The 26,847-nt window shown below is 63.8% G+C and carries 20 protein-coding genes, 1 tRNA gene and 4 pseudogenes; 8 read left to right on the forward strand and 17 right to left on the reverse strand.

What is annotated here, in order from left to right; translation table 11 throughout:
• The first annotated feature begins 74 nt into the window (after window positions 1-74).
• Both gyrA and OC159_RS08560 read left to right on the forward strand, forming a co-directional pair.
• Window positions 75-2,768, forward strand: coding sequence for a DNA gyrase subunit A (gene gyrA / locus OC159_RS08555; RefSeq protein WP_265500752.1), 2,694 nt, complete (start codon window positions 75-77; stop codon window positions 2,766-2,768).
• A gap of 59 nt (window positions 2,769-2,827) precedes the next feature.
• On the forward strand, window positions 2,828-3,916 hold the full coding sequence (locus tag OC159_RS08560) for an AI-2E family transporter (protein WP_265500731.1): 1,089 nt from the start codon (window positions 2,828-2,830) through the stop codon (window positions 3,914-3,916).
• Between the two features lie 83 nt (window positions 3,917-3,999).
• On the opposite strand, the gene OC159_RS08565 is transcribed toward OC159_RS08560, so the two are convergent.
• The 4 genes from OC159_RS08565 to OC159_RS08580 all read right to left on the reverse strand — a co-directional run bounded on the left by OC159_RS08565 (window position 4,000) and on the right by OC159_RS08580 (window position 9,530).
• Window positions 4,000-6,465 (reverse strand): DUF3772 domain-containing protein, encoded by a 2,466-nt coding sequence (locus OC159_RS08565; protein ID WP_265500732.1) that lies wholly within the window; start codon window positions 6,463-6,465, stop codon window positions 4,000-4,002.
• A gap of 8 nt (window positions 6,466-6,473) precedes the next feature.
• Window positions 6,474-7,505 carry a cysteine synthase A gene (locus OC159_RS08570; RefSeq protein WP_265500733.1) on the reverse strand — a complete coding sequence of 344 codons (1,032 nt, stop codon included), beginning with the start codon at window positions 7,503-7,505 and terminating at the stop codon, window positions 6,474-6,476.
• Between the two features lie 88 nt (window positions 7,506-7,593).
• On the reverse strand, window positions 7,594-8,670 hold the full coding sequence (locus tag OC159_RS08575) for an NUDIX domain-containing protein (RefSeq protein ID WP_265500734.1): 1,077 nt from the start codon (window positions 8,668-8,670) through the stop codon (window positions 7,594-7,596).
• Window positions 8,667-9,530: a hypothetical protein gene (locus OC159_RS08580; RefSeq protein ID WP_265500735.1), complete on the reverse strand. Its 864-nt coding sequence runs from the start codon at window positions 9,528-9,530 to the stop codon at window positions 8,667-8,669. Before OC159_RS08580 ends, OC159_RS08575 begins: the two co-directional genes overlap by 4 nt.
• A gap of 108 nt (window positions 9,531-9,638) precedes the next feature.
• Between OC159_RS08580 and OC159_RS08585 the strand changes: the two genes are divergently transcribed.
• Window positions 9,639-9,728, forward strand: a tRNA-Ser gene (locus OC159_RS08585).
• A gap of 40 nt (window positions 9,729-9,768) precedes the next feature.
• Window positions 9,769-11,196 (forward strand): tyrosine-type recombinase/integrase, encoded by a 1,428-nt coding sequence (locus OC159_RS08590; RefSeq protein ID WP_265500736.1) that lies wholly within the window; start codon window positions 9,769-9,771, stop codon window positions 11,194-11,196.
• Here the strand turns inward: OC159_RS08590 and OC159_RS08595 are convergent.
• Together OC159_RS08595 and OC159_RS08600 are read right to left on the reverse strand one after the other, a co-directional pair.
• On the reverse strand, window positions 11,178-11,417 hold the full coding sequence (locus OC159_RS08595) for a hypothetical protein (RefSeq protein WP_265500737.1): 240 nt from the start codon (window positions 11,415-11,417) through the stop codon (window positions 11,178-11,180). The genes OC159_RS08590 and OC159_RS08595 overlap by 19 nt on opposite strands.
• Before the next feature lie 119 nt (window positions 11,418-11,536).
• On the reverse strand, window positions 11,537-12,172 hold the full coding sequence (locus OC159_RS08600) for a recombinase family protein (RefSeq protein ID WP_265500738.1): 636 nt from the start codon (window positions 12,170-12,172) through the stop codon (window positions 11,537-11,539).
• Window positions 12,173-12,426: 254 nt separating this feature from the next.
• Between OC159_RS08600 and OC159_RS08605 the strand changes: the two genes are divergently transcribed.
• On the forward strand, window positions 12,427-12,630 hold the full coding sequence (locus tag OC159_RS08605) for a hypothetical protein (protein WP_265500739.1): 204 nt from the start codon (window positions 12,427-12,429) through the stop codon (window positions 12,628-12,630).
• A 373-nt stretch (window positions 12,631-13,003) separates the two neighbouring features.
• On the opposite strand, the gene OC159_RS08610 is transcribed toward OC159_RS08605, so the two are convergent.
• Window positions 13,004-13,867 (reverse strand): ParB/RepB/Spo0J family partition protein, encoded by an 864-nt coding sequence (locus OC159_RS08610; protein WP_265500740.1) that lies wholly within the window; start codon window positions 13,865-13,867, stop codon window positions 13,004-13,006.
• Window positions 13,868-14,220: 353 nt separating this feature from the next.
• On the opposite strand from OC159_RS08610, the gene OC159_RS08615 reads away from it, so the two are divergent.
• A complete protein-coding gene (locus OC159_RS08615; protein ID WP_265500741.1) occupies window positions 14,221-14,814 on the forward strand; it encodes a hypothetical protein in 594 nt (197 codons plus the stop codon).
• Between the two features lie 502 nt (window positions 14,815-15,316).
• On the opposite strand, the gene OC159_RS08620 is transcribed toward OC159_RS08615, so the two are convergent.
• From OC159_RS08620 to OC159_RS08655, 8 genes and pseudogenes are all read right to left on the reverse strand, one after another.
• Window positions 15,317-16,648: an HsdM family class I SAM-dependent methyltransferase gene (locus OC159_RS08620; protein WP_265500742.1), complete on the reverse strand. Its 1,332-nt coding sequence runs from the start codon at window positions 16,646-16,648 to the stop codon at window positions 15,317-15,319.
• An 18-nt stretch (window positions 16,649-16,666) separates the two neighbouring features.
• Window positions 16,667-17,260 carry a type I restriction-modification system subunit M N-terminal domain-containing protein gene (locus OC159_RS08625; RefSeq protein ID WP_265500753.1) on the reverse strand — a complete coding sequence of 198 codons (594 nt, stop codon included), beginning with the start codon at window positions 17,258-17,260 and terminating at the stop codon, window positions 16,667-16,669.
• A gap of 2 nt (window positions 17,261-17,262) precedes the next feature.
• The gene (locus OC159_RS08630; RefSeq protein WP_265500743.1) at window positions 17,263-17,988 is read right to left on the reverse strand and encodes a restriction endonuclease subunit S domain-containing protein; all 726 of its coding nucleotides are present in this window, start codon (window positions 17,986-17,988) and stop codon (window positions 17,263-17,265) included.
• 104 nt (window positions 17,989-18,092) lie between these two features.
• Window positions 18,093-18,455 carry a restriction endonuclease subunit S gene (locus OC159_RS20130; RefSeq protein ID WP_407674078.1) on the reverse strand — a complete coding sequence of 121 codons (363 nt, stop codon included), beginning with the start codon at window positions 18,453-18,455 and terminating at the stop codon, window positions 18,093-18,095.
• Window positions 18,452-20,860 carry a DEAD/DEAH box helicase family protein gene (locus tag OC159_RS08640; RefSeq protein ID WP_265500745.1) on the reverse strand — a complete coding sequence of 803 codons (2,409 nt, stop codon included), beginning with the start codon at window positions 20,858-20,860 and terminating at the stop codon, window positions 18,452-18,454. Before OC159_RS08640 ends, OC159_RS20130 begins: the two co-directional genes overlap by 4 nt.
• A gap of 102 nt (window positions 20,861-20,962) precedes the next feature.
• Entirely contained in the window at window positions 20,963-22,597 is a 1,635-nt protein-coding gene (locus OC159_RS08645; protein WP_265500746.1) for a DUF262 domain-containing protein, read from the reverse strand.
• A gap of 140 nt (window positions 22,598-22,737) precedes the next feature.
• Window positions 22,738-23,133: a hypothetical protein gene (locus OC159_RS08650; protein ID WP_265500747.1), complete on the reverse strand. Its 396-nt coding sequence runs from the start codon at window positions 23,131-23,133 to the stop codon at window positions 22,738-22,740.
• Window positions 23,130-23,699 (reverse strand): annotated as a pseudogene (locus tag OC159_RS08655) (zinc ribbon domain-containing protein); the annotation flags it as partial. The pseudogene OC159_RS08655 and the gene OC159_RS08650, both read right to left, overlap by 4 nt.
• Between OC159_RS08655 and OC159_RS08660 the strand changes: the two are divergent.
• Window positions 23,699-24,049 (forward strand): annotated as a pseudogene (locus OC159_RS08660) (DUF6441 family protein); the annotation flags it as partial. The pseudogenes OC159_RS08655 and OC159_RS08660 overlap by 1 nt on opposite strands.
• Window positions 24,050-24,225: 176 nt before the next feature.
• Here OC159_RS08660 and OC159_RS08665 read toward each other — a convergent pair.
• Window positions 24,226-24,894, reverse strand: a pseudogene (locus OC159_RS08665) (alpha/beta fold hydrolase); the annotation flags it as partial.
• Window positions 24,895-25,250: 356 nt separating this feature from the next.
• Between OC159_RS08665 and OC159_RS08670 the strand changes: the two are divergent.
• Window positions 25,251-26,066 carry an alpha/beta fold hydrolase gene (locus OC159_RS08670; RefSeq protein ID WP_265500748.1) on the forward strand — a complete coding sequence of 272 codons (816 nt, stop codon included), beginning with the start codon at window positions 25,251-25,253 and terminating at the stop codon, window positions 26,064-26,066.
• 632 nt (window positions 26,067-26,698) lie between these two features.
• Here the strand turns inward: OC159_RS08670 and OC159_RS08675 are convergent.
• Window positions 26,699-26,847: pseudogene (locus OC159_RS08675) on the reverse strand (IS30 family transposase); the annotation flags it as partial.

Consider the following 26,847-nt stretch of genomic DNA (forward strand, 5'->3'; position numbering starts at 1 on the left):
CTGACACCCCAGAAGACGATCTGCCCGCAACCCCCGAAAATGGCGAGGATGGTGGCACGGAGGCGCGCGTGGTGATGCATCACGACGGCCCCCTGATCGACATCAGCGCCGAGATGCGGACCTCGTATCTCGACTATGCCATGTCGGTGATCGTCAGCCGGGCGATCCCCGACCTTCGCGACGGTCTGAAGCCGGTTCACCGCCGCATCCTGTACGCGATGGACGAAAGCGGCAACACCGCCGACAAGCCCTATCGCAAGTCCGCCCGGTCCGTGGGCGACGTGATGGGCAAGTATCACCCCCACGGCGACAGCGCGATCTATGACGCGCTGGTCCGGATGGCGCAGACGTTCTCGATGTCGCTGCCGCTGCTGGACGGTCAGGGCAACTTTGGTTCGATGGATGGCGATCCGGCCGCGGCCATGCGCTATACCGAAGTGCGGATGGACAAGCCGGCCAACTTCCTGCTGATGGACATCGACAAGGACACCGTCGATTTCCAGGACAACTATGACGGCAAGGACCGCGAGCCCACCGTCCTGCCGGCGCGCTTTCCGAACATGCTGGTCAACGGCGCGGGCGGCATCGCGGTCGGCATGGCCACGAACATCCCGCCCCACAACCTGGGCGAGGTCATCGACGCCACGCTGGAGCTGATTGCCGATCCCGACATGCCGACGGAACGCCTGCTGGAGATCATTCCGGGGCCTGATTTTCCGACGGGCGCCACGATCCTGGGCCGATCCGGGGCGCGCAAGGCCTATCTGGAAGGCCGCGGCAGCGTGATGATCCGTGCCAAGACCCATATCGAGGAACCGCGCAAGGATCGCTTTGCCATCGTCATCGACGAGATCCCTTACCAGGTGAACAAGTCCACCCTGATCGAGCGGATCGCCGAGCTGGCCAAGGAAAAGAAGGTCGAGGGCATCGCCACCGTCCAGGACGAATCCGACCGCCACGGCGTCCGCGTCGTGGTCGAGCTGAAGCGCGACGCGACGCCCGACGTGGTACTGAACCAGCTGTTCCGGTTCACCCAGCTGCAGACCACCTTCGGCTGCAACATGCTCGCGCTCAACGGCGGTCGGCCCGAGCAGCTGGCCCTGCGGGATTTCCTGACGCACTTCATCACCTTCCGCGAAGAAGTGGTCGCCCGCCGCACCGCCTTCGAGCTGCGCAAGGCGCGCGAGCGCAGCCACGTCCTCTGCGGTCTGGCGGTCGCCGTCAGCAACGTCGACGAGATCGTGGCGACGATCCGGTCCTCGGCCGACGCCGCCGAGGCGCGCGAACGGCTGATGGCGCGCCGCTGGCCCGCCCACGACATCGTCGAATACCTGCGTCTGATCGACGACCCGCTGCACCCGGTGAACGAGGACGGGACCTACAACCTCTCGGAAACGCAGGCCCGCGCCATCCTGGACCTGCGCCTGCAGCGCCTGACCCAGATCGGCGTCAAGGAGGTCACGGACGAACTGCAGTCGCTGGCCGACAGCATCCGCGACTATCTGGCGATCCTCGCGTCGCGCGAACGGATCATGGGCATCATTTCGGACGAGCTGCGCGAAGTCCGCAACCTGTTCGCCGTCCCGCGCCGGACCGAGATCGCCGACTGGTCCGGCGACATGATGGACGAGGACCTGATCGAGCGCGAGGACATGGTCGTCACCATCACCTCGGGCGGCTATATCAAGCGCACGGCGCTGGCCGAGTTCCGCGCGCAGCGGCGTGGCGGCAAGGGCCTGTCCAGCATGGCCACCAAGGAAGACGACGTGGTCACCACGCTGTTCGTGGCCAACACCCATACCGAACTGCTGTTCTTCACCACCGACGGGATGGTCTATCGGCTGAAGACCTGGCGGCTGCCGCTTGGCGGCCGCACGTCACGCGGCAAGGCGATGGTCAATATCCTGCCCATCGACTCGGGCGTCAGCATCGCGGCCCTGCTGCCGATGGACGCGCCGGAATCCGAATGGGATCGGTATCACGTCGTCTTTGCGACCGATCAGGGCGACGTGCGCCGCAACGCGTTGTCGGACTTCACCAACATCATGCGGAACGGCAAAATCGCCATGAAGCTCCCCGACGGGGTCAGCCTGATCGGCGTGCGGCTGGCGACCGATGACGACGATATCATGCTGGTGACGGCCAAGGGCCGCGCGATCCGCTTCCCCGCCACCGACCTGCGCGTCTTCCAGAGCCGCAGTTCGACCGGCGTCAGGGGCATCCGCCTTGCGGATGAGGACAGCGTCGTCAGCATGGCGATCATCCGCCACTTCGAGGCCGACCCGTCCGAGCGCGTGGCCTATCTGAAGATGCGCCGTGCCGTCGAAGGCGCGCTGGACGACGGCGCCGAGGCCGACGAGGACGAGGACGCCGCCCCCGAGGGCAGCATCACGCAGGAGCGCTACGCCCAGATGTCGGCGGCCGAAGACCTGATCCTGACGATCACCGCGAAAGGGGCGGGCAAGATCAGCTCCAGCCACGATTACCCGGTGCGCGGGCGCGGCGGCCAAGGCGTCATGGCAATGGACCGCGCAATGCGGGGCGGGCCGCTGGTGGCCAGCTTCCCGGTCGAGATGGACGACCAGATCATGCTGGCGACCTCGACCGGCCAGTCGATCCGCGTCCCGGTGAACGGCATCAGCTTCAGGTCGCGCAGCGCCGGCGGTGTCCGCGTCTTCAACACCGCCGCCGGAGAGGTCGTGGTCTCGGTCGCACGGGTGGCCGAACAGGGCGTCGCCGAAGCCTTGCCGGACGACCAGCAGGACTAGGATCATCCGCCCCGGCCCCGACAAACGGGTTCGGGGTTTTCTTTACCGTGGGGACAGGCGTGGAGCATCAGAACGAAACCGTGCTGCGAGAGCGGCTTCAGACCGGCTTTCTGGGCCTGATCGCCTTTTCGCTGCTGCTGTTCATGCTGGTCCAGGCGCGCTTCATCCTGATCTCGCTGGCCATCGCCATCATCCTGTTCTCGCTGACGTCGGACGCCATCCACGCCATCTCGTCCCGGCTCAAGGTCGCGAAATGGCTGGCGACGACGCTGGCCCTGATCGGCATCGCACTGGGGCTTCTGTGGATCTCGACCACGATCCTGGCGCAGGTGAACGAGATTGTCTTCCTGGCCATCACCTATGCCGAACAGGCGCAGGCCGCCCTGCCCGCCCTGACCGAACGTCTTGGCCCGGAGGCGCAGGAGCGGATCATCACCGCGTTGAGCAACTTCAACATCACCGGCTGGATCCGGTCGCTTGCGGGACAGGCCTCGGGCATCCTGTCGGGCAGCGTGCTGGTGATCCTGTTCGTGGGCTTCATGTTCGCCGAGCAGGTGTGGTTTCCGATCAAGGTCGAGCGGCTGGCCGAGGACCGCGAAAAGGCGCTGCAGATCAGGCGCATCATCTCGTCGATCATGCACCGTGTGAACCGCTATCTGGTGGTCAAGACCGGCGTCAGCGCCGTCACCGCGGGCATCGTCTGGCTGATCTTCCGCGTGATGGGGCTGGAGCTTGCCACCGCCGTGGCCATCCTGACCTTCATCCTGAACTTCATTCCCTCGGTCGGGTCGATCGTCGCCACCGTAATCGCGGCGATCCTGGCCTTCGTGCTGACCGGCGACACGACGCCGACGATGATCGTGGCCCTTCTGTGCACCGCGACGCAGTTCGTGATCGGCAACATCCTGGACCCGATGCTGCTGGGCCAGACGCTGCGGCTGTCCAGCTTCGGGATCATCCTGTCGCTGGCCTTCTGGGGGGCGGTCTGGGGGGTGCCGGGAATGTTCCTGGCCGTGCCGATCATGGTGGCGCTGATGATAATCTGCGCCCACATTCCCTGGCTGAGGGCCGTGGCCGTCATGCTCTCCCGCGAGGGGCTTCCGGATGACGGCAGCGGCGATGCCGACGAGAGACGCCTGGTGGCCTGACGCTTCGGCGGTCTTGCCATGCAATGACTGAAATCGGCAGCGTCCAACAAGGTCGGGACCGTGGCCCTGATCCTGCCGGGTTGTTATCGCCCCTCGGCACCATCGTCGGGCAGGCCCGGCGCGGCCTCGGCACCGCCCCGGACAAGCGCCGCGTCCGGGCTGGATGGCCCGGTGCTGGGCAGTTCGCGCGGCTTGTCGGCAGCCATGCTGCCGGACAGCGCCTCGGGGTTGCGCAGCCAGATGTCGCGCTGTGCAAAGGGGATCTCGATGCCGTCATCCGCAAACCGGCGCACGATCTCGTGGAGCAGGTCAGACGTCACGCCGAGGCCGGTACCGACGTCGCCTAGGATCGCCCGGATCTCGAAGTCGAGCGAATCCGCGCCAAGCCCCCGGAAAAGGACCGCGGGCGCCGGATCGATCGACACCAGGGGGTGATCCCCGGCGATCTCGGTCAGGATACGCTCGACCTTGCGGGTGTCGCTGCCATAGGCGACGCCGACCGGGATGATGATCCGGCCGACCTTGTTGTGACGCGTCCAGTTCGTCACCGATTGGCTGATGAAGTCGCTGTTCGGAACGATGACCTCGGTCTTGTCGAAGGTCTCGACCATCGTCGCGCGAACCGAGATCTTCTTGACGATGCCCTGCTGACCGCCAGCGCTGACCCAGTCGCCCACGCTCACGGGACGCTCGATCAGCAGGATGATCCCGCTGACGAAGTTCGAAACGATGTTCTGAAGGCCGAAGCCGATGCCGACCGACAGCGCACCGGCGACGATGGCAAAGGCCGACAGGTCGATCCCCGCCGAGGTGACCGCCAGGATCGCCGCCAGCAGGATGCCGACGTAACCCAGGCCCGAGATCACGGCGTTCTGGCCGCCGGGATCGAGCTTGGTCTTGGGCAGGATCGAGTTCCGGAACGCCCCTTGCACGCCCCGCGTCAGCAGGAAGCCGATGGCAAAGATGACCAGGAACGTCAGGATGGCGCCCGGCGACAGCGTCACTCCGCCCAGGCTGATGCCGTTGCGGAAGCTGACCCAATATTCGGCCAGCACCTCGGGAGAGGCGCCCCAGATCATCAGGAACAGCGGAATAAACAGCAGCACCAGCGCGAAGCCGCTGAGCAGCGGGGCAAGCCCGTCGCGTGCCCCCTCGGCCCCGCGATAGAACATGTCGAAGACGTCGGCGACGAAATCCTGCAACAGGATCAGCAGGCCGACCAGCGCCAGCGACAGGATCCAAGGCCAGATCAGAAGGTTGCCCAAGTTGACATAGCCGATGGCCATGGCCAGCACGGCCACCGGGCCGATCAGGCGCGTCAGGACGCCAGCCCAGGCGGCGATGCGGTGGCGATAGGACAGGTCCTGCGTCACCGCTTCGTGGGTCAGGCGCCGCAGGATGTTGCCGAGCCGCACCATCGCCAGTGCGGCAAGCACGCCCAGGACCAGGTGCCACAGCCCTGCCGCGCCTTCGCTGAACTCTACCGGGACGCGGCTGACCTGTGCCTCGCCACGCTCATAGAGGCCGGAAAGCGGCAGGACGGCGCGCGACAGGACGTGGTGTACCGCCATCAGCAGCGCCAGCGTAGTGACCATGTGCCCTGCCGAGACCCGGCTGGATTCCGTCATCTGCAACGAGGTATAGGCAATAGCCTGCCGCGGGAACAGCGCCCGCGCCATCCAGATCCCGCCAAAGAGGATCACGGCCGCGCCGGGAAGCGTGCTGAGAAGCGGCGTCGTCCACGGACCCGGAAGCCCCGTTGCCTTGATCGCGCGGATCGCGAGGTAGACGCCGATCATGGGGATCACGATCTGGCCGAGCGACACGACGAAAGCAAGAACCGCGCGCGAATGGCGCGACGCCCTGACCGACAGGCGCGACGGAAGGCTGCCAATCCACGACCGTCCCAGGGTGAGGATGAGGCCTGCGGCGACAAGATAAAGAAACACGACCGGCAGGCGCGGACGCAGGTCAGCCCAGGTTTCGGGCGTGGCATTGGCGCCGGAAACCTCGGACACCACGCCGTCCAGCAGGGTCAACCCGTCACCGACGGCATCGCCTAGGCTGGCGGGCAGCAGCGGTGACGGCGACAGCTTCATCAGCTCCAGCGCCTGACGCTTGCGGATGATCTCGTCGATCTGGGCGATGATCGAGCTGGCGCGGCTTTCGGCCTCAACGGCGGCCAGGCGCGGGGCCTGGGCGGTCGACAGCTGCTGGTTCAACTCGGCGCGACGGGCCGCGACATCGGGGTCCTCGGTCTCGCCCTCGGCCGGAACAGGACCGAGAGACTGGATCTGGTTGCGCAGCGTGTTGATGCGCTCGGCATTGAAGGACTGCCCTTCTTCCAGCCGACCACGCCATTCGACGACCTGATCGCGGGCCCGGGCCAGTTCCTCGTCGGTCGCCCGTGAGTTCGAGGCAAGCTCCTCGCTGTCGTCGGCCACCTGTTCCCAGGTCTCGTAGTTCAGTGGGGTGGCTTGCTGGGCCATAGAAGGCCCGGCGAACATGATCAGCAGCGCCACGAAGATCGCGGCAAGAAGGTGTCGCATGAGTTCTTTCAGCCTTGGAAGACTTCGGGAAGTTCCGGCGCAGGGCGCGTCAGCCAATCCGGGACCGGCAGCCCCTTGGCGCGCAGGAAGTCGGGGTTGAACAGCTTCGTCTGGTAGCGGTTGCCGTAATCGCACAGGATCGTCACGATCGTGTGGCCGGGCCCCATCTCGCGCGCCATGCGGATGGCGCCGGCGACGTTGATGCCCGACGATCCGCCCAGGCACAGCCCCTCGTACTTGAGAAGGTCGAAGACGATCGGCAGCGCCTCGGCATCGGAGATGCGCCAGCTGAAGTCGGGCGTGAACCCTTCGAGATTGGCCGTGATGCGGCCCTGGCCGATGCCTTCGGTGATCGAACTGCCGGGGCTTTCGAATTCGCCGGTGGTATAGAAGGAATGCAGCGCGGCGCCCTCTGGATCGGCAAGGCCGATCCTGACGCCCTTCGGCTGCAACACGTCCGCCACACCGGCCAGCGTCCCACCCGATCCGACCGCGCAGACGAAGCCGTCGACCTTGCCGCCCGTCTGCTCCCAGATCTCGGGGGCCGTCGTCTTGACATGCGCAAGCCGGTTGGCGGTGTTGTCGAACTGGTTGGCCCAGATCGCGCCGTTAGGTTCCGTTTTGGCCAGCGCCTCGGCCAGTCTGCCCGAATAGCGGACGTAGTTGTTGGGGTTCTTGTAGGGGGCGGCGGGCACCTCGACCAGCGTGGCCCCTGCCAGGCGGAGCATGTCCTTCTTTTCCTGGCTCTGCGTCTCGGGGATCACGATCACCGACCGAAAGCCCATCGAGGCGCCGACAAGCGCAAGCCCGATGCCGGTGTTGCCCGCCGTCCCCTCGACGATGGTGCCGCCCGGCCGCAGGGCGCCGCGTGCCACCGCGTCCTTGACTATATAGAGCGCGGCCCGGTCCTTCACCGACTGGCCCGGGTTCATGAACTCGGCCTTGCCCAGGATCTCGCACCCGGTTTCGTCGCTCGCGCGGTTGAGCCGGATCAGCGGCGTGTTGCCGATCGCATCGGCCAGATCAGAACAGATTCGCATGGCGAGCGACCTTCTTTCCGAGGGGGTTCAACGTTCCGAATACCTACACATGCCGGCGGCAGGGGGGCAACCCCGGCACAAAACGGGATCAGAGCGCCCCTAGTTCCGCGCGAAGCCGGTCCGCCCGCGCATCCAGCCACAGCGACAGAAGAACAAGGGGACCGTTGGTGATCTGCCCGTCCTCGACCATGGCCGACAACTGCGCGCGCGGGATCAGGTGCCCGCGGATGTCCTCGGATTCGCTGGCCGCGCCGTGGATGCCGGCGCTGCCGTCGGGCAAGTCCGCGATGCCGACATAGTGATAGATGAACTCGCACACCGCGCCGGGGCTGGGGTAGATGCTGGCGGCCGGGAACAACCGCCCGACGTCTAGCGCCGCCTCCTCGCGCGCCTCGCGACGCAGCGCATCCTCGACCGTCTCGCCGGTATCGACGCGGCCTGCTACCGGTTCCAGCAGCCAAGGCTGCGGATCGCCCCGGACCGCCGGGGCAAAGCGGAACTGCTCGACCAGCAGGACGCGGTCACGATGGGGGTCCCACGGCAGAAGAACCGCCGCATCGCCCATCAGGAAAGCCTCTCGCGTCACGACCGGGCTGTGGCCGCCCTCGTGCAGCGCATGGGTCAGGCGGCGCTCCTCGACCGCAAAGTAGCCCGAGAACCGGGTATGCCGTTCGATCACACGGACCGCATCGGCTTCCGGAGGGGCCACGATGCCGTCGCCAGATGGCTGCATCCGCGCAGCCCGCAGGCGGCTGGACGCCCAGATGCCGATCATCGGCAGGCGCCGGGCCAGGTGATCGGCGCTCAGTTCCGGCGGTGACGCAACGATCTGGCGCGCGATCTCGGCCGCCAGTTCCTGCCGGGACGGCTCCGCCGACCACGGCGGCCCCGCTGGCTGGCCGATGCCCGCGATGCCCAGCACCTGCTGCCCGTCCAGCGCATGGCCGGCCAGCCCCATGACCGCGATATAGCGCATCAGCGCGCCGTTCGGCACGACGCCCATCGCAGCCAGAGGCGCACCGCCCGGCGTCAGGACCGGCCAGTCCCCGCGATCCGCGCCCGCCCCGCGTCCCGACAGCGTCGCGTGCAGGGTCAGCGGCGTTTCCGTGAGTTGCAACGCGTCCATCACGGCGGGTGACGCCAGCGGCCCGGTCAGGGCGATCAAAGCTCCCGCCCCTGCAACCGCAGGGCGGCTGCCAGGCCAAGCTCGAACGAGGTCCGCTGCAGAACCCTGTCGAAGGCGCCGAACAGCACCTGCGCGACCGCCCTTCCCTCTCGCGACGACGCATAGCGGATGAAGGTCTCCATCTCGGCATCGCTCAGCGACGAATAGGACAGCAGCAAGTAGGACCGCAGCCATTCGGCCGTCTCGACCTCGATCTGGCCACGCTGCGCCAAGGTCTCCGCCAGCAGCTGTTCCTCCGAAAGCGGCATGTCGAACCCACCCGCCTCCTCGAAGCCCCGGGAAAAGGCAAGCGAGGCGTTCAGCGCCCCGGTTACATTCGGCGCGACAAGGTCGGCCTCGTCGATCAGCCGCAGGACCTGCTGCGCGCGAAGGTCCCCCCGGGCCAGAGCGCGTGCGAACCCGTCACGCGCCTGCGCCTCGACCTCATCGTCCAGCATGGCACGCCGGGCAGCCAGTTCCAGGTCCAGCAACCGCCGCCCCAAGCCGCTTTCTTGAAACGCCAGCCCCCGGTCGATGGCCGACGGATCAGCCGCCGACAGAGCAGCCGCGATCCCCTCGCGGAACAGACCCTCCAGCCGCGCGACGTCGTGGACATCGGCCACAGCTTCGGCCCAGGGCTTGCCGGCACCGGCGATCAGACCGTCGGCCTCCATGTCCGCGGCTTCGGCAACCGCCTCGTCGCGCAGGATCGGCATGATCATCTGCAGGTCAAGCGCCTGCCACACCCGGTCGGAAGGAGAGACCCTGGCCTCTACAAGCGTGGCCGGGGGCAAGAGCGGTGCCTGGGCAACAGCGCCCGGCACCGCCATCCCTGCGACGATCGCGATGACGTTCAGCATGCGGTTTCCCTTCGGGACAAAATCTTCGCGCTTGGCGTTTTTTGGTCAAATCCCCCTTGCGCTTCAACCCCGCTCCCTCTAATTCCGCCCCACCACACCAGAAAGCGCGGAGAGGTGCCGGAGTGGTCGAACGGGGCGGTCTCGAAAACCGTTGAGCCTGCAAGGGTTCCGTGGGTTCGAATCCCACCCTCTCCGCCACTATCCCCAAGCCCTTGAGATTGTTAAGGTTTTCCCGCTGATGCCCAAGCGTAAGTTGTCCAAAATGGACCACAGGAAGGCTGAAGACGTGCAGTATCTCGTGCAACCTCGCGGCCCCGGCAAAAGCTGGGTGTTCAGAATAATCACGCCCCCCGCTCTGTTGGGGTTGCCCAATCCATGGGATGGCAAGCGGCTGGGCAGGGAGATCAAACGCGGCCTTGCTACCCGTCACCTGTCCGACGCCCGCAAACGCCGTGACATTCTCTTGGGTGACTTGCGCCGACTTGAAGCGCAGCAAGGCGACAGGGGTGCATTCTCGCTGCCGTCAGCCTTTGAATGGCGGGAGGCGATTGCCGCAGACGCAGCCGCGAATGCCGACGATACCCACGGCGGGCTTGAAGTGGTGCTGCATGACAGGCTGGAAGCTGCTGCCACCCGTGGCGTCCTTGTGGATCAACTGCGGCGGTTCTCTCGGGTCGCCACAGGGAAAGGGTATCCGCTGGAACGTGCCCTTGCTGAATACATCGAAGCCCGCCGCCCCGGAAACCCCTCCCATTTCAAGCCGATCAGTCAGTCCACGGTCGACAACCTGAAGACTGCTGCCAAGCATCTGCGGGCATTCCTTCGGGACACCGACAACACGGTCTGCCTTGAAGACCTGACACCCGACGCTGCCCGCCGCTTTCGTGTCGAATACCTGCCCCGCCTGACCGGACACCGCAACCCGCACGGGATGGCGGCGAAGACAGTGGAAAAGAACATCACCCTGCTTACCGGTGTGTGGATTTGGGCTGGCGATGTGGGAAGGACGCCCAAGAGATATGGCAACCCTTGGGTCTTCCGAAGCGGTATCAAGCGCACCGCGAAGGCCGCGCAGTCTCGCGAAGACTTCAAGCCGCAAGAGTCCGCAAAGTTGCTTGGCGCGTCGGGCCGGGGCACACGCCAGGGCGATCTTATCCGCCTCGCCCTCGCCACAGGTTGTCGCATTGACGAAATTGCCACGCTGAAGACGGATCAGGTCCGCGCTGACGGCTCTGGCTTTCGGATCGCCCATGGCAAGAACGCGAATGCCCTCCGCTTTGTCCCGGTTGTGGCCGATGCTCAGACGCTCCTAGCGGCCCGTATGGCGGCACATGGCGCGTCGGGTAGGTTGTTCCCCGAGTGGCCGATCAAGCCCGCCTCTGGCAAAGCTGCGGCAGTCTCGCAGTGGTTCACCCGTTTCCGTCGCGAAACGCTGGGCGCTGACACAGACGGTCGGCTTGTGCTTCACTCGACCCGCCACACATGGCGCACTGCTGCCCGTCGCGCTGGGGTCAGTGACGCGGACATTAACGATCTCGGGGGATGGGAAGGCCAGCGAACATCCAACTCGGTCTATGACCACGGCCTGCTTGAAGAACAGCTAGTTGCCGCCCAGCGCCGCGTGTGGGAACAGCTCGTGGCCTCTGGCTACCTCGAAGGGTTCTGATCCCGCCTGCGCTCGGCGATGCGCTCTCCCCACATCAGCATTAGTAGACCCGGCGCGAGCGTCGCCACGATAGCCACAAAGCCCGCGATGTTGAACGGGTTTACGGTCCGGACCACAGCGCCGACCCCCTCTGTGATTGCTATTCCAGCCAGCCCTAGCAGGACAGCACCGCCACCCGCTGCAAGCAAGACCCACCCAATAACCGTAACAGCTTTTGCCATTGTGCCCCCGTCGCTTTGTCAAGGCACGAAAGCACAAATACAGTGGAACGCACAACCTCAGAACTTCTTAGGTTTCGCCTCAAAGGGTATCCACTAGGTATATCGGATTTACCCCCCGCCTAGCTGTCCCACTTCGCCAGCACCGCAGCTGCCGCCGCAGGGTCTGCCTTGATCCGCAAGACTGCCTGCCGTGAAAGGCTGGTTGCTTTGGCTATCGCGCTTGTCCCCGCCCCCTCTGCATCCATTCTCAAGACCCTGTCCAGCGTGTCACGGTTATAGGCTGGCTTCCTGCCGCGATACTTCTGGGGGCTGCCCTTTGCAGCGGCGATCCCGGCCCGCTGGGCTTCCTTCGTGGCTTCCGCCTGTGCCTGGGCTGTCGCTGCCATGAAGGCAATGAGCGCGTCCCTGACGGCCTGCTGCACTGGCTCTGCCGTTGCTCCGTTGAACTCCATGCGGTTAATCACCGTGCGGATTACCACGCCCCGCCGCATGAACTCTCGGATTGTATCGGTCACGTCCTCATAGTTGCGGCCCAGCCTGTCCACCCACCGCACAACCAGCACGTCACCGCGCCGCAGCTTATCCCACAGGCGTTTGCCTTCGGGACGTTCGGACAGCTTTGTCGTGACGCCCGACTGCCCATGGTCCGCCACCACCTCGTCGATCTTGAAGCCCGCGGCCTCTGCCTGTGTCCGCTGATGGTCAAGGGTTTGGTCGACAGTGCTGACCCGGGCGTAGAGGATGGTCTGCGACATGGTGAAGGCCTTTCCGTTAGGGTTGTGTCCGTTGATATGACTGTCCGTAGATGGAAGTCAACCCTTGTGGACACCCTTCCCGCCGTGTTTCTACATGTCTGCTAGCCTATACCCTTGCGGACAGTCTCACATTAATACTGCGAGACACGTTGACGGATGGTCAGGATGAAGTTATCAACGAAAGCAAGGGTTTGCTATTCGTATGTGCATAGCATTGGACCCCTTGCGCCCCTCTGGTGCAATGAAAGACAGCCATGCCCACGACCAACGCCGCCCGCCTCGCCACTCTCCGCGTCGTCTCCGTCATCTATGAAGATGCGCTGGCGCAGATCGAGACTGCAATCGCCCAGTTCAACGCCGCCGCCGACACCATCGCTGATGCAATGATGCAGGCGCAGATGGAAGCTGTCACCATGACCCACCCCCACGGCCCCGGCAGCAAGAGTGCCCGACACTGAACGAAACGGGCAGGGGATTGCAGGCGTGGTCCCTACCCCCACCCCCCCCTTCCCCCAGTTTTTGAGACAGCTTCAGGCGCTGGGCGGCGCAGCAGGATTAATCCTAAAGCGTCAGTTCTTTCCCAGCCAAGCGCCTGTGGCGGAACGTATGGGGGATTTCCAGCGAAACGCCGAATAGGGTTAAGCATTCAGATATGCGGCCCGAAAATGTCGCCGGGTCCCATCGGCCTCCGCGCCAGGGTAAAGCTCGGGGACACGCCGGTCCCCCCTCTCGGGAACCTGAAGAGATGCGGAAGCGGTGCCCCTGAGAGGCCCGCACATGCCTGCTCTTCTTTGGAGTAAGGAATGGACCGCTGCTTGTCGCCTTGCCCGCTTAGAACGCCGCTGGGCAGCCCTCGTCCCATTGGTCGTCATACGGGTTGCTGTCATCATCGCCGCTAGCAGGGCGATACCCCAGCCAATCCGCAATCTCCGCCAGCTTTCCGCCTGCGCATCGCTGAAGCAACTCTGCCGCTGCCTCTGGGGATCGCTGGCAAAGGTGCGACAGGCTTGCCCCGAACTGTCTGTCTGCGTCGTCAATCATCGCCCGTCGCCATTCATCCCGTGCGTCGTCATTCCACTCGGCGGGATCGTCCCCCCGCAGCATCGCTTGTGCTTCTGCCCAAGACTGCGGAACATCCGCACCCGTCTCGCCCAGTTGCTTCAGTGTCCTGCGCATGTAGGCAACGGATCTTTCCGAGACGCCGCAGGCCGCTGCCGTGTCAGCTTTCGTAAGACCGCCAGCGACAACCAGCCGCCACGCCCAGTTGCCCTTGTCCTCGCGGGAGAGCGGCAGCCGGTCCTTCGCATTGTCCCTGATTGGGATCAGCCGCGCCGTGACCATGTCGCACTTGAAGACTTCCACAGGGACGGGGCCGGTCCATCGCTTGCGTCGGTATGCTGCCAGCCGGTGGTGTCCGTCGGCCACAATCAGCGTCCCGCTGTCCGGGTCTTCCCATACGGCCATGCGGTCCAGCACCCCGCCCCGCTCCAAGGCATCCACCAAGGCTGCAACATGGTTTTCGGCCAGCCCTGATCCGCGCGGCTGAAATTCGCTTTCCCGCGCCTGAAGCTGGCTGATCTGAACGCTTCGCCGCGCTGGGCGTGGAAGCGACAGCTTAGTCTTTGTCATGTAAAGGATTTCCTGTTGTTCGTGGGTCTGCGCAAGGGATGCAAATGCACCCCCCAAGGCTTGCATAGCCAAGCCGCCGCTGAAGTGGCCCCTCAAGCTGCTTGCTTCAGGCGATCCGACAGGGACCACGCCCCCCCGGTATCCTGTCATTCAGTCAACCTGTGGCGCTCTGGTCCGCTGCTGCTTTGCAATGGGGGCGGGTAAATGCTCGGGACACTGTGGCTGCCGCTTCTGCGATGGGGGAACCTAATGCCGCTGGAACCTCCCCTAGCGTTGTCCTGAAGCGTCCTGTGGCGGCTTCTCAGGGGCCGAGCAGGGCATGTGTGCCGTGATGGCTGCGACGCCTCCGCCCAAGGGACTTGCCGCCCCACAACGCGCCTCACATAGTCGCGATGAAACTTCGACCGAGGGGCTTGGGATTGGACAAAGAAACCGTGCTAGACGCTCTTGCCGCAACTGGCGCATGGGCTGCCGCTAACTCTCTGGTGCTGGCCCAAGTGCTTGCAGCCGTTGTTACCGCAGTGGCAACTATCGCGCTCTGGCGAGTTACACGCGTTCTGGCCGTCGAGACTACCACGCTAGCGAAGATGACTGCGCAACCGTTCGTCGTTTGCTGGCTTGAGTCCAGTGCCGCAAATCCGCTTGCGCTCAACCTTACGCTGAGGAACACCGGGAATGCGACAGCATTTGATATCAGTCTGCGGATCACTCCCGCACTCCCTGCCAAGTATGATGACAGGCCCGGCAACGAGGGATCAGAAACGACATTCGCCGTGTCGCTACTTCCGCCCGGACAGGCCCTTAGCATTCGAGGTGTCAAAAGCGAGCTTGTGCATGACACGGTTTTCAACGCCGAACTTGGGTGGGCAGACCGCCCTGGTTCGCCGGTGCGTGAAGCCATTGCGTATAGCTTTGATGCGAATGACGGCTTTCGCTTCGGGTGGGTATCGAAGGGCCTACACGATGTTGCTCAGGAGCTTGAGCGAATTCGCAAACGCTTACCGAAAGCATAACCGAAATGCTGCGCAAAATGACGCGCCCGACCCCGCGTCACACAGTGTCGGCGGACGGACTGCTGTCTTGCTGGTCACTTGCTCTTAGCCTACTGTGTTGTCCATCAATGACAACTAGTGCTTTGGACAACGGGAAGCCACGATAACGAAAGCAGTTTCAGTGACTTATCGGTTGCGACGGCGAAATGGCGTAGTGTCCCACCCTCTCCGCCACTTGCCCCCGCGAAAGCGTTCTCCCGATCCGGCTGCGGCCGGATTTTCTCGTTGTTTACGAGGGTTATGCGGGCGGGGCTGTTAACCGGCCCCGACGACAACGGGCGCGCGCGCGTTCTCTCCGGGCCGGTATTCTCCGGACCTGTTAACCGCCCCCGTTCCGGTTAATCCGCGCAAACCATTGATAACATCCCAGCAATGCTCCGGTATTGTCCGCGCAGGTTTGAGAACCCATGCGGGAAGAGAATGGAACACGTATCGAACACACCCCCTCCAACTTGGGGCGGTGTCACCGCAGCGCGGCTCTCGCACTCGGCACGCTAGCTTCGTCCTCACCGACCAAGGCCGCGAGTCGAGCGAGCGCTTCCGCCACGATGCGGCCCTGATCGTGGATGATCTGAATGATCTCAGCTGGCGACCGGTCATCGAACTTCGTAACAGTGCTTGGATTGACCGCCTTGAGGTCGAAGACAGCAGCGTCAATGGCAGCTGCCTGAGCCTCCAGTTCTCGCGCCGCCTTCTCCTTTTCGTTGATTTCTCCGATCAGCGCAGCCACCTCGGCATCTGAAGTCTTCAGCTTCTTCAGGCGCTTGAGCTTCTCCTTGAAGTCGATCACCTCGGCCTTGGTTTCACCTGCCTGCTCCAGAATGGGCTGCATCTCTTCGCGTGCTTCCGCGCGGCGCGCGGCGAAGTCGACCGTCCAGGAGTACCGACTGTCAGCCTCCGCCTTGCCGCGGAGCGGCAGCAGCCGGGCGTAGGACGGGAACGACTTTCCAGTGTTCACTTCCTGCTCCAGCCAATCGGCTGTCAGATTGGCGGGCAGCGCGCTGTCCGCAAGCAGCTTTCCGTCCTTGTCGAAACCGAAATGCGCCAGCGTGAGCGGAGTCTTCTTGCCGACCTTCACGTGGCTCAGGTCGTAGTACCAGATCCGCTCGGTCTTCTTGCCTTTGGTGAAGAACAGCAAGTTGGTCTTCAAGCCTGCGCCAGCGGTCGAGAAGACCCCTCCCGGCAGGCTCACAATTGCCCAAAGGTCGCATTCATCGACCAGCTTGCGCTTCGTCTCGACGAAGGAGCTTTCGTTGGTCCTGAACAGCATGCCTTCGTCGAGAACGATGGCGCAGGTGCCCTTCGGGGCAAGCTCGGCAAGGATGTCCTGGACGAAGAGCACCTGCGTCGAGCTGGTCTCGAAGGCGAAGTTCTTCTGCGCGTCCTTGCCTTCCTTTCCGCCGAACGGCGGGTTGGTCAGGATGACATCGAACTGCTTCGGCGCCTTGTCGAACAGCGCGCCATAGGTTGCCCGGCGTGTGAGGGAGTTGCCATGCCAGAGATTGGGCTGGTCGATCCCGTGCAGGACGAGGTTGGCCAGCGCGATCGGGATGACGAGGTTCTCCTTTTCGCGGCCGAAGAACGTGTCGTGCTTCAAGGCCTCGAGACCGGTGCTCAGGGGGGACCGGCCCAGCTTCCGCGCGATATGCTCGTATGCAATCGCCAGGAAGCCGCCCGTCCCGCAACAGGGATCATAGACGGTCTTCCCGAGTTGCGGATCGACGGTGTGGACCATCGCCCGGATCACCTCGCGCGGGGTAAAGAACTGGCCGCCATCCGAGTTCTTTTCCCCCATCTTGAGCAGCAGGTCTTCTTACACCTGTGACAGAGTGAAGAAGTGGGTGTCGTCGATGTTGTCGACGCTGATCTCGTCCACGCGGTCGAGGATGTCGCGCAGGTTCGTCTCAGAATCCACACGCACCCGCTCGACCGCCGTCATGATCCGGCCGATGATGCGCTGTTTCGGCGATGCGGCGGGGTTGGGCAGACCTGTCCGCAGATCGGTGTCCAATCCGTGCAGCGCGGGCAGCAGCTCCTTGTTGATAAAGTCGAAGAGCTTGCCGTCACCAGCAGCGAACAGTTCCTGGCGCTTCCAGCCGAACGGCTTCCCCTCGGGCGTCTTCGGATGGCCCGGCTTCCCGGAGTATGGCGCCGCCCAGTCCTGCCAGCGATAGGGCGCGCGCAGGGCGTGCGAGAACCCGACGCCGACGGCATCGGCTTCTTCCTGATCGCGCGCCTCCTGGGCGTCGAGAAGGCGCAGGAACAGGATCCACGTAAGCTCCGGCACATACTGAAGCGCACTGGCGCAGTTGGAGCGGCGCATCACATCGCAGATGCCCTTGACGAAGGCGCCGAGCGACTGCGTCGAGGAAATGGCCTTGGGTTTCTTTTCTTTGGGGCGTGCCATGGTCACATCTCGAAGGCTGCCGCGAGGATCTTCTGCGGCAGGCGGTTGATCTCGGAAAGGCGGGACTCCAGCGCGCGTTTCAGCGGCTTGAGCTCCTTGAGCGCGGCGGATGCGCGTTTCTGCTCCGCATAGCTCGGCAGCGCGATCTCACCTTCGGCGAGGCGATTGAACAGCATGCGCTCTCGCACGGCGCCGCGAGCAAGCGAAAGGATACAATGCGCACCAAGAGGCGAACGCAGCCAGTAGTAGAACCAGCGGCTGTCCACAATGCCGGGCTTCCCCTGGAGCACCACATAATCCGGGCTGGTGATGCCGGGATCGTCGTCATCGTCGACAAAGGCGATGGAGCCGATCAGAATGCGCATCGGATTGTAGAAGACGGTACCGGGCGTTGCCGGCTTGTATTTCGGCGCTTGCTTGCCAGGTGGTTCCTTGGCCGGAGCTAGACCGTCGCGGGTGGCGCCGAGGACAGGATGGCACGCCCAGTCTGCGCCGACACCACGCTTTACCTCGTCCAACACATCGCCCAAACGTCGCTCATGCGCTGAATTTTTCTGGATGCTCTCAAGGACGATTGCGCTGGCAAGGGCGGAGACATCTTCACTCTGCGATCTAGCGGCCGCCGCCGCCTGATGAGCTTCCGAAAGCGCCGCTTTCAGTCGTTTCACTATCGCCTTCTGGACTTCCAGACCCGGCAGGCAAATATGAAATGCCTCAAGGGTGGGCATATAAATCGTCTTGTGAGTAGCCCGGACGAAAGCTCACGCAAGTAGTCGCGAGACAGAATGAGCGAATACATCAAGAAATCGGGATCGAGAGTCTCGCCACAGACTCAGTTAGCGAAATCTTGGCTGGTGGCCATGGGATTTCCCATGATCGCGACAAAGCCAACGGATGCAGTTCTGGATAAGCAAACAGTACCTACTGGAAGAATTCTTGCAGCAGAATTCGCAATACCCGCATGGTTCGTTTTAATTTCGGTGCTGCTGACCCACTTCCCGTCAAAAGCACGAATCCCGGTCAGAGAAAGCCAAGATACGTCACCACCCCACCACTCAGGCCGCAAGCGACTTGGAGTGTGACCGCTTTCGAGCCTGGCAACCTCATTCAATCGTACCCACTTCCAGCCGTCAGGAGCCGACAAAAGATTCGGGTCTACAGATATCGGCATAAACGCAGGGGTGTGTTCAGTCATCTTGCTCCAAAGAGCCTTCCCTTTGCCTCGCGCACAACATCAGCAGGACTTCCGAGCCCACGGAGCGCGGCCAGCCCTCCTGCCATCCGGATTTCCGGTACATCCCACAGCGCCGGTGTCTCCAGCGCGTCGGTGCCGCCTTGCGCAAACTGGGGGGCCAGTTCCTTCAGCACGACGGCAGCTTTCGGGTCCATGCCGTCAAAACACTTTTTGTTCAAGTCGATATACTGATTCCCACGCTCTGGTCGCTTCAGAGCGCGCGCGTGATAGCCGTGGTGGCCAAAGAAATCGTAGAGGTCGAAGTCGCTCATCTTGTCGATTTCGCGGATGACCTCGGGGCTGAAGTTGTCGCCGAGCAGATGGTCGATCAGGTCACGACGCTTGCTCGTCTCGATCCAGAGCTCGCGGAACTCGTCCAGCGTATGCGCCTCTGCGAGCACGCGCGCCATTACCTCGCGCCGGTACTCGTCCACAGGGATTGGGGTGTCGCGGCCCTCGCGGCTGACGAGGATGAAGCGACCCTGCGGGTTGATGACGACCTGCTTTCCGCCGATTTCGGCGACGGACGGGCCGTCGCCTCCTTCCTCGTCATCGCCGCCCTCGCCACCGCCCCCCGTGCCGCCATCGCCTCGCGGGCGCGGGGGCTTGGTTATGAATTCGGTGCCGAAGAGATTGGTGACGCCAGTGTAGTCGTAGAGCCAGAACTTGTACTTGGCCGTCTCTTCGTGGATGCGTGTGCCCCGGCCGACCATCTGGTAGAACTTGATCGGCGACTGGAGGTAGCGAAAGAAGACAACTGCATTCAGCCGTTCGATGTCCACGCCGGCCTCCAGCAGATCGACCGTGCAGGCGATGAAGGCGCGTTCGCCGGACCCGCGCATCGGCTCGATCATGTCGGCACCGTTGTTCGCCCCGCCCATGCATTTGAAAGCGTAGTGGTCCTTCGGCGTCTGACCGTTCTCGCGGCACCAGCGGACGTAGAGGTTGTTCATGTGTTGCGCGACCCGGTCGGCATGGATCTCTCGCGTGCAGAAGATGATGACCTTCTGCTCCGGCCCGCCATTCGCGCAAAGGAGCTGGAACAGGTCCTCGCACATCTTCGGCGTGCGCAATTCGACGAACAGCTCGTCGTCGAAGTCCTTGCCGGTGTACTGCGCCTTGGGCAGGTCGTCCTCGGTCAGCGGCAAGCCCGTCTTGATGTCTCGGACACCCGCGTTGAGGATTTCCTCTCGGGTGAAGACCATGTTGTCGATGCTGGCCTTGCGCTTCACGATCTCGCAGGCCGCAAGATAGCCGTCCTCCTGCGCCTCGATCAGGGTGTACTCGTAGACCGGTTCGCCGAAGTACTTTCTGTTGTTGGCAGTGATCTCCTGGTCCTCGGCGCTGGCCTGCTTCGATTCCTCGAGCTTTCGCGGCGTCGCGGTCAGGCCGATGTGGATAGCGTTCGGGTTGCGGCGAAGCACCTCGGACCACCGGCCCCAGGCAGAGCGGTGGCACTCGTCGATGATGATGACGCTGAACGCGTCCTCACCATAGTGCTCGGACAGGAAGCTGGCGAACCCGTCGTCGTCGTCCAGACCGAGCGTCTGGTAGGTGGCGATATGGATTCGTGCGTTCTGCGCGGCGTTGCCGCCCCGCTCCGACTTCACGATGCGGGCGTTGTCACCGAAGGCGGCCTTGAACTTGTTGTAGGCCTGCTCGCGAAGTTCATCCCGGTCACACAGGAAGAGCGCCGGTTTGGGCAGCTGGCCGGCCTGCGACAGCCGCCAGAGCACGTTCGTGGCGATGATCGTCTTGCCTGCGCCTGTGGCGAGCGTCAGCAACACCCGGGGTGCCGTGCCAGCCTGGCGGTCCAGAATGATCTTCTCGAAGGCGGCGCGGATCGCCGCATCCTGATAGTAGCGGCTGTGCGCCCATGCCGGGCTGTCCGCCTGGAACAGCATGGCTGCGTCAGGGGCGTGGAGGTCTATCCCACTGTCCTTGGCATACCGTGTCGTCAGGTCTGGGTGCGTGGGGAAATCGGGAAACTGGAAAGGCCCACCCTGCAGGCTTGTGAAGCAGTCGTACTCCCCGTAGCGGTGGCCATTGGTCGAGAAGACGTACTTGACCTCGTATCGTTCGCAGTCGGCATACGCCTTGGCTTGCTGCATGCCCTTGAGCGGATCGTCCCCCTCCTTCTTTGCCTCGAGCACAGCGATGGGCATCGACTTTGGCATATCCACGATCTGGACGCACAGGAGATAGTCCGTGCGCCCCGGACCTTTCCGCCTGCGCCCCTTTGGCCCTGTGGGCTCCACCGGCGGCGGCGTCAGAACGGTTTCGAGCGTAACCTGGTCCCGGCTGACATAGCCTTTTGCTCGGAGAACTAGGTCGATGAGGTGATACCGCGTGTCGGCTTCATTCATGCTCATGGCCGCTCTCCCGCCCCGTTGGAAAATACTGTCGAAGACCGGAAGCAGGGATCGGGTCGGCATCCAGTGCCGAGAGTGCCCCGAAGCGACGGACTATTATACATTGACCGACCAAATCCGCCGCGCCCTCTCGACCAGATCAGCCTGCCGCGCGGTCAGCAGGTCCTTCGTCCAATGATCAGCCAAGAGGATCGGCTTTGTGGTATCGAAGGAAACCCGGTTGTTTCGCTCGGCGTAGATCTTCTTCTTGCGGTCGAATGGGAAGTACTGCGCCTTGTAATTCTTGATGCCAGTAAGCAGCGCAAGATTGCCAAGGCGGTGCAGCCAGAGGCGGTGGTCGTCATCGGTGAAACGCTCACGCCAGTAGGCGTCCTTGAGCGCCTGAGGCAGAACATGCTCGATGGTGATCTTTCCGCCGAAGTCCTTGGTGACCGACTCGTCCTGATCGGCCTCTTCAAGGCGCAGCAGGACGGCCTGCGCAAAAGGCCGTCCATAGACCTCGCCGTCGAGCAGAGAACGGAATTCATCGTCGTTGGCATTGGCGCGGAAGATCGCGCGGATGTCGTCCGCGTTTTTCCCGGCGCGGATCGCGGTGATGAGCTGAAAGTATGCTGTCAAACGAGCAGTGAACGCGAGGCGCCGGATCCAGTTCTGATAGGTGATCCGCTCGAGTAGATCGATGAATTTGCCCTCGGGCATGTCCGCTACAGGCCTGTTCAGGAAGGCAAGCAACGGCGGAATCCACTCCTCGAACGCTACCCGCTTGAGCGATCTGACCGCGCGACGAGCTGCGGGCGCCTCGAACTCGTTCCTGAGAACGCGCAGATAATTGCGAGCGGAAGTGTTCACCTCGTCGAGAAAAGTGAACGGCGTCGCCGCAGTCTCAATAAGGGGCTCGAACTCTTCGTGCAGCGCCTTGCGCGCTTTAGTTGCTACAATCGAGCTGCGATGATGCGCCATGAACTGATCAAGACGCTCGATGCCAATCTGCTCCTCCAGTTCGAGCCATGCTTCGTCCAGATCACTGCTTCGGGCTGCGTTGCCGCCGAGACGCGCAAACAGCATGCTCTTGATCAGGTCGGCATTTGACAGCGCCATGCCGCGGGCATTCAGAACATTGAACAACCGGTAAGCCGACTGCCAGGACGCAGTAGTGACGAACACTACATAGACCCTGCTAAGCAGATAGTTCGCGAACAGCTTCAGCGTCTTCTGGTCATGCTGAGCCATAAAGCTGTCGATGGCCTCCAGGTTCTCGATGATGCGCTGCTTTGGGGCATCCTGCTCCTTCGCGACCTCCTTGCGCAGCGCCTCGGGGACCACTTCCCCCGACAGCACGTGACGTCGGAAGAAGTTCTGATCGCGCTGGCGTAGGGTCAGTCGTGGCGTCTCCTCCTCACCAGTAAGCGCATTGCGTGGCAACACACGCCGACCCAGTTCAGATTTCGCCGGTTCATCGACGGCATCGCGCAGGCGTGAGAAGATCAGGTTGAGCGTCGTCAGCCGCTGCTGCCCGTCCACGACATCATACAGGCGACCCTTTTCGCGTTCGATGGTGATGAGCGACCCGATGAAGTACTCCTCGTCGTTAGCCACATATGCTTCCCAGACATCGTCGAGAAGTTGTTCAACGTTACCCTTTTCCCAAGAATACGGCCGCTGATACGCGGGTATTTCGTATCTAATCTGTTCGGTCAGAATCTGACTGATCGTGCGCTCGCCCGCTTCCATTGTCGCTCTCAACTATCGGACGGCGACTGGATTGCCGGACGCCCGATTTTGAGCTGACATTACCGCCGTTTGCGGCGCGAGACTAAGCTGCGGCCCTAGGATGATGCAAGCCTCAAGCCGGCGGCGTACCGCACGCATCTTCAATCTAGGGCAGTGTTCAGGACGGCGCGTTGCTCGGACCAGGCCCTTGGCAATGTCCCGCGCAGCGCCTCCAGCTTGAGGCTTGGCGGCTGACTGCCGTCAAGGATGCCCTCCACCAAGTCGGGGACAAGTTGCGTGAGCCGCATGGTCCTTGTCAAGAAAGGCGCGGCCATCCGTTCGCTTCGGGCCAACTCCGCGATGGTACCGAACTCACCCGACTCTAGCACCTTCTTCCACCGAAACGCCCGAGCCAGCGCCTTGATCAAAGCGTCGTCGCAATGACTGCGAGCGCGAATGTCAGTGGGCACCTCCATCTCCTTCCGCCCGCCGCGCTTCACGACGCGGAACGGGACGTGCACCGTTATCGTATCGGCGGTCGCGGCCCGGCGCGTCACGCCGCTTCTCCAACCCCGCCGGCCAGCATCTCGTGTGCGAGGCCGCCGAGGCCGTCGACGCGAAGCCGGACGTTGAGCCCGTCCGTGCCTATGTCGACACGCTCGACAAGCAGCGCTACGATGCGCGTCTGCTCGGCAGGGAATAGTTCGTCCCACAGCGGGTCCAGCTGCTGCAGGGCGCCACGGGCGTCGGATTCGGTGATGTTGTCGGCGAGGACGCGCGCTGACTTCCACGTCCCCGCCACGATCTCGGGCTGGCGGAACACGGCGCGGAGCTGATTGATGACGGCGGCTTCAATCTCGCCCGCCGGAAGACGGCCGACCGAACACGCCCCCGCGCCATGCTTCAGCACCGTCTGGCTGACATAGTAGCGGTAGAGCCTGTCGCCCTTGCGGGTATGCGTCGGCGAGAAGGCGGCACCATCGGGACCGAAAAGCAGCCCCTTCAGCAGCGCAGGCGTCTCGGCGCGGGTGCGCGCGGCGCGCTTGCGCGGGCTTTCCTGCAGGATGGCGTGGACGCGATCCCACATTTCGCCGTCGATGATCGTGTCGTGCTCGCCGGGATGAACGCGCCGTGACGGCCGCCATGCGCGAGGCTGGGACCGGGCTGAAGACGGCCTGGCGGTTGCAGATCACTGGCGCGGGGCTGGGCACTCGGCTCGCCAATTCGATCCGGAGCCAGAACTTCCCGAGGTCGGGCGAGAGCCTGCACGCCGCGGCGCTCGTCTGGTCGAAGGGCCCGGTCATCGTGGGCGCGCACGACACCGGCCCTCTGATCCGCTCGAAAGACGGATTCTGGCTGGCGATCCCGCTGCCAGCGGCGGGCAAGTCCCTGCGTGGCGGCCGGATCACGCCCGGCGAATGGGAGCGCCGACGCGGCCTGCGCCTGCGCTTCGTCTATCGCCGTACGGGTCCACCCGCATGCCCTTCGCCAGCACTTCGCTCGGCGCGGAGCAGCCGCTGCTGAGCTCGGAGCTGCTGGGCTACGGCCGCGATCCGCTGGCGCCGATCAAGGACGAGCGCGTTGATCACCTCGGCTATGACCTCCGGGAAGTCCTCCGGCGTGAAATGCTTACCCTCCTCGATCCGGCGAAGCGGCGCGCCGAGGTCGCGGGCGAGGCGTTCTCCGTACTCGATCTTCTGGAACTGGTCGGCCTCGCCCCAGGCGATCCGCGCGGGAAGGCGGAGCCGGGGCAGGTCGTCCGCGACTGCACGGGTGTCGGCATTGTCGAGGGACTGGACCTGACGCACGAGCGCGGCGGCGCCATCGTGGGCCTCGTAGTGGGGCACATGCGCCTTGAAGGCTTCCTCAGCCTGCTCCGCCGAAACATGGCCACGGCGATAGAACATCCGTAGGAACTCGCGGAAGGGCGCGGTCGGCATGTGCCGCACGACTGCGCCCGTGGCGGCCGTCGGGTTGACACTCGGGATCGGCCAAGAATCATAGCAGATGGCATTGGTGAAAAAGAGCCCGCGGCAGAGTTCGCGATTGCGGACGGCGGCGATCTGGATCACCCCGCCGCCGACATCGTGGCCGGCGAGGATCGCGGGCTCCAGCCCGAGATGCTCCATCCAGCGAGCGAGGTAACCGGCCTGCGCGCCGACCGAGATATCGCGGTCCCGTCCTGCGGGAATAGAGGCGCCGTAACCGACCATCTCCCAAGCGAGGCAGCGACAGCCCTCGAGGCGCGGGATGACGGCGCCAGAGCGCGGGCGAGGTCGGAATGCCGTGCACGAGAACGACCGGAGCACCCTCGCCATGCTCCTCCCACCGAATGGTGATGCCGTCGATCCTGGCGGTTTGCGATGTCATCCGGTGCTCCCGATCTCATCCAGGCGATGTCGCTTCGGCACCTCATCGGCCCAGGAACCTTTTTGTTCCAGAGGCCACAACGGGTGCGGATTTCTCGGCCACAAACTGATCTGGTGGCAGGATAAAGTATTCCGCGATGCCATCGCCGCCACGGCCCTCTCCACTTCGTCCACGCGTTCCCGGAGCTGGGCCGCGAACGCCAGACAGTTCGCCGTCCTCGCTTCGCTGAAGACCGCCGCAGCCTCAACTGATCCGGCGCGCTGATCGTGCCGACTCCAAGCCGGTCGAGCCGCTCCGGATGCCTGTGCCCGAAACCGCAGGCAAGTGTGCCGCGTTGACCTGCACGATGTTGAACGCGGAAAGACATGGCGCCGGTCGGCCGCTGCTGATGGTTCACGGGCTGGGTGGTAGCATCCGGTCCTGGGATCCGCTGGTTTCGGCGCTCGGCAAGTCGCGGCTGCTCGTCATTCCCGATTTGCCCGGGCACGGAGCATCGCCGGCATTCGAGGGAAGGCAGGCTTTTGCCGCCTTCGTCGATGCGCTCCAAACGTTCATCGAACGGGAAGGTCTGCACGGCGCGGACATGGTCGGCAGTTCCGTCGGCGGCAGGATCGTTCTCGAGCTGTCGCGCCGCGGCATCGGCGGGCATTGCGTCGCACTCGACCCCGGCGGGTTCTGGCGCGGCTGGGAGACCCGCTATGTCCACCTCACGCTCGCAGGGTCAGCGCGGCTGGTCCGGACGCTGCGACCTCTGATCCCGACGCTGTCGCGCCATGCCCTGTCCCGGATGATGCTGCTGGCGCAGCTTTCGGCGCAACCGGCGCGGCTCGACCCGTCGCTCGTCCGGGCCGAGTTGCAGAGCATCGCCTCGACGCCGATCTTCGACGCGATGCTGCGCGAACTGGTGCAAGGGCCGTTGCAGGAAGGAACAGCCTCGCCGCCAGGCCGGATGACGATCGGATGGGGGCGTCGCGACCGGCTTCTCCTGCCGCGTCAGGCCGCGCGGGCGGCGGCGGCCTTTCCTTCAGCCCGGCTGCACTGGTTCGAGAACTGCGGCCACTTCCCCCAATGGGATCGACCCGAAGAAGCGGCACGAGTGATCATGGAAACGGTAGCCTGACCATTTGTGGCGGCAGCTAGTTCCGCGGCCGGCTAGAATGCCAGGACCTGAGAATTCTATGCCAATATAAACAATGGCTTGGGTGGAGAAGGTTCGACCCCGGTCCCATCCCCTCCGCCACTTGCCCCCGCGAAAGCGTTCTCCCGATCCGGCTGCTGCCGGATTTTCTCGTTATTTTCGAGGGTTATGCGGGTGGGGCTGAGCACCGGCCCCTGCGCCAGGAGGCCCGAAAGCGGTCTCTCAGGGCCGATATTCTCCGGACCTCATGACTGCTCCGATTTGGTGAATTTCTTGTAAGCAACTGCAATACAGGGATTTTTCAGAGCCTGCAACTGAGCATTTCGATGTCAGTGGCGTTCGTCAGAAGGCACTGAAATCGAACTCGCTCATGGTCATGGTGTAGCCGCCGTGGGCGCTCCAAGTCTTCGCACGGGTGCCGCGGCGCGAGCCGTTGCCGTCAGGCCAGCTCTCGTCTTGTCAGCCCACTCGGCCGCCTCAACACGAGCCAAATGCCCGGTTGAATGAACGGACTCTTAGGCGATGCGGCTTTCGAGATAGCGCCGGTTGAACGGCGGCGGCTCGCTGTCGAACAGGTCGCGCCACTGCTTCTTCAGGTCGGGCGTCGGCGTGGTCTTGACGCGGCCAGGCGCGCGAGGATGGGAGCGGAGACAGGCTGAGAGTTCTCGCCTCAGTGCCCCACGCCCTTGAATGTATAGCGCCTGATAGATGGCTTCATGGCTGATGCGCATGGTCGGATCCCCAGGGAAGTCCACCTTCAGGC

The organism is Paracoccus beibuensis, from assembly GCF_026162625.1.
Classification (GTDB): Bacteria; Pseudomonadota; Alphaproteobacteria; order Rhodobacterales; family Rhodobacteraceae; genus Paracoccus; species Paracoccus beibuensis.

What these genes read in the sequence shown, in the direction of transcription:
- OC159_RS08610 (WP_265500740.1), bottom strand. Translation starts at nt 13,867, where the DNA reads ATGCAAGCCTTGGGGGGTGCATTTGCATCCCTTGCGCAGACCCACGAA.
- OC159_RS08645 (WP_265500746.1), bottom strand. Translation starts at nt 22,597, where the DNA reads ATGGAAGCGGGCGAGCGCACGATCAGTCAGATTCTGACCGAACAGATT.
- OC159_RS08570 (WP_265500733.1), bottom strand. Translation starts at nt 7,505, where the DNA reads ATGCGAATCTGTTCTGATCTGGCCGATGCGATCGGCAACACGCCGCTG.
- OC159_RS08605 (WP_265500739.1), top strand. Translation starts at nt 12,427, where the DNA reads ATGCCCACGACCAACGCCGCCCGCCTCGCCACTCTCCGCGTCGTCTCC.
- OC159_RS08565 (WP_265500732.1), bottom strand. Translation starts at nt 6,465, where the DNA reads ATGCGACACCTTCTTGCCGCGATCTTCGTGGCGCTGCTGATCATGTTC.
- OC159_RS08590 (WP_265500736.1), top strand. Translation starts at nt 9,769, where the DNA reads ATGCCCAAGCGTAAGTTGTCCAAAATGGACCACAGGAAGGCTGAAGAC.
- OC159_RS20130 (WP_407674078.1), bottom strand. Translation starts at nt 18,455, where the DNA reads ATGACTGAACACACCCCTGCGTTTATGCCGATATCTGTAGACCCGAAT.
- gyrA (WP_265500752.1), top strand. Translation starts at nt 75, where the DNA reads ATGCATCACGACGGCCCCCTGATCGACATCAGCGCCGAGATGCGGACC.
- OC159_RS08580 (WP_265500735.1), bottom strand. Translation starts at nt 9,530, where the DNA reads ATGCTGAACGTCATCGCGATCGTCGCAGGGATGGCGGTGCCGGGCGCT.
- OC159_RS08630 (WP_265500743.1), bottom strand. Translation starts at nt 17,988, where the DNA reads ATGCCCACCCTTGAGGCATTTCATATTTGCCTGCCGGGTCTGGAAGTC.
- OC159_RS08620 (WP_265500742.1), bottom strand. Translation starts at nt 16,648, where the DNA reads ATGGGGGAAAAGAACTCGGATGGCGGCCAGTTCTTTACCCCGCGCGAG.
- OC159_RS08595 (WP_265500737.1), bottom strand. Translation starts at nt 11,417, where the DNA reads ATGGCAAAAGCTGTTACGGTTATTGGGTGGGTCTTGCTTGCAGCGGGT.
- OC159_RS08625 (WP_265500753.1), bottom strand. Translation starts at nt 17,260, where the DNA reads ATGGCACGCCCCAAAGAAAAGAAACCCAAGGCCATTTCCTCGACGCAG.
- OC159_RS08640 (WP_265500745.1), bottom strand. Translation starts at nt 20,860, where the DNA reads ATGAATGAAGCCGACACGCGGTATCACCTCATCGACCTAGTTCTCCGA.
- OC159_RS08600 (WP_265500738.1), bottom strand. Translation starts at nt 12,172, where the DNA reads ATGTCGCAGACCATCCTCTACGCCCGGGTCAGCACTGTCGACCAAACC.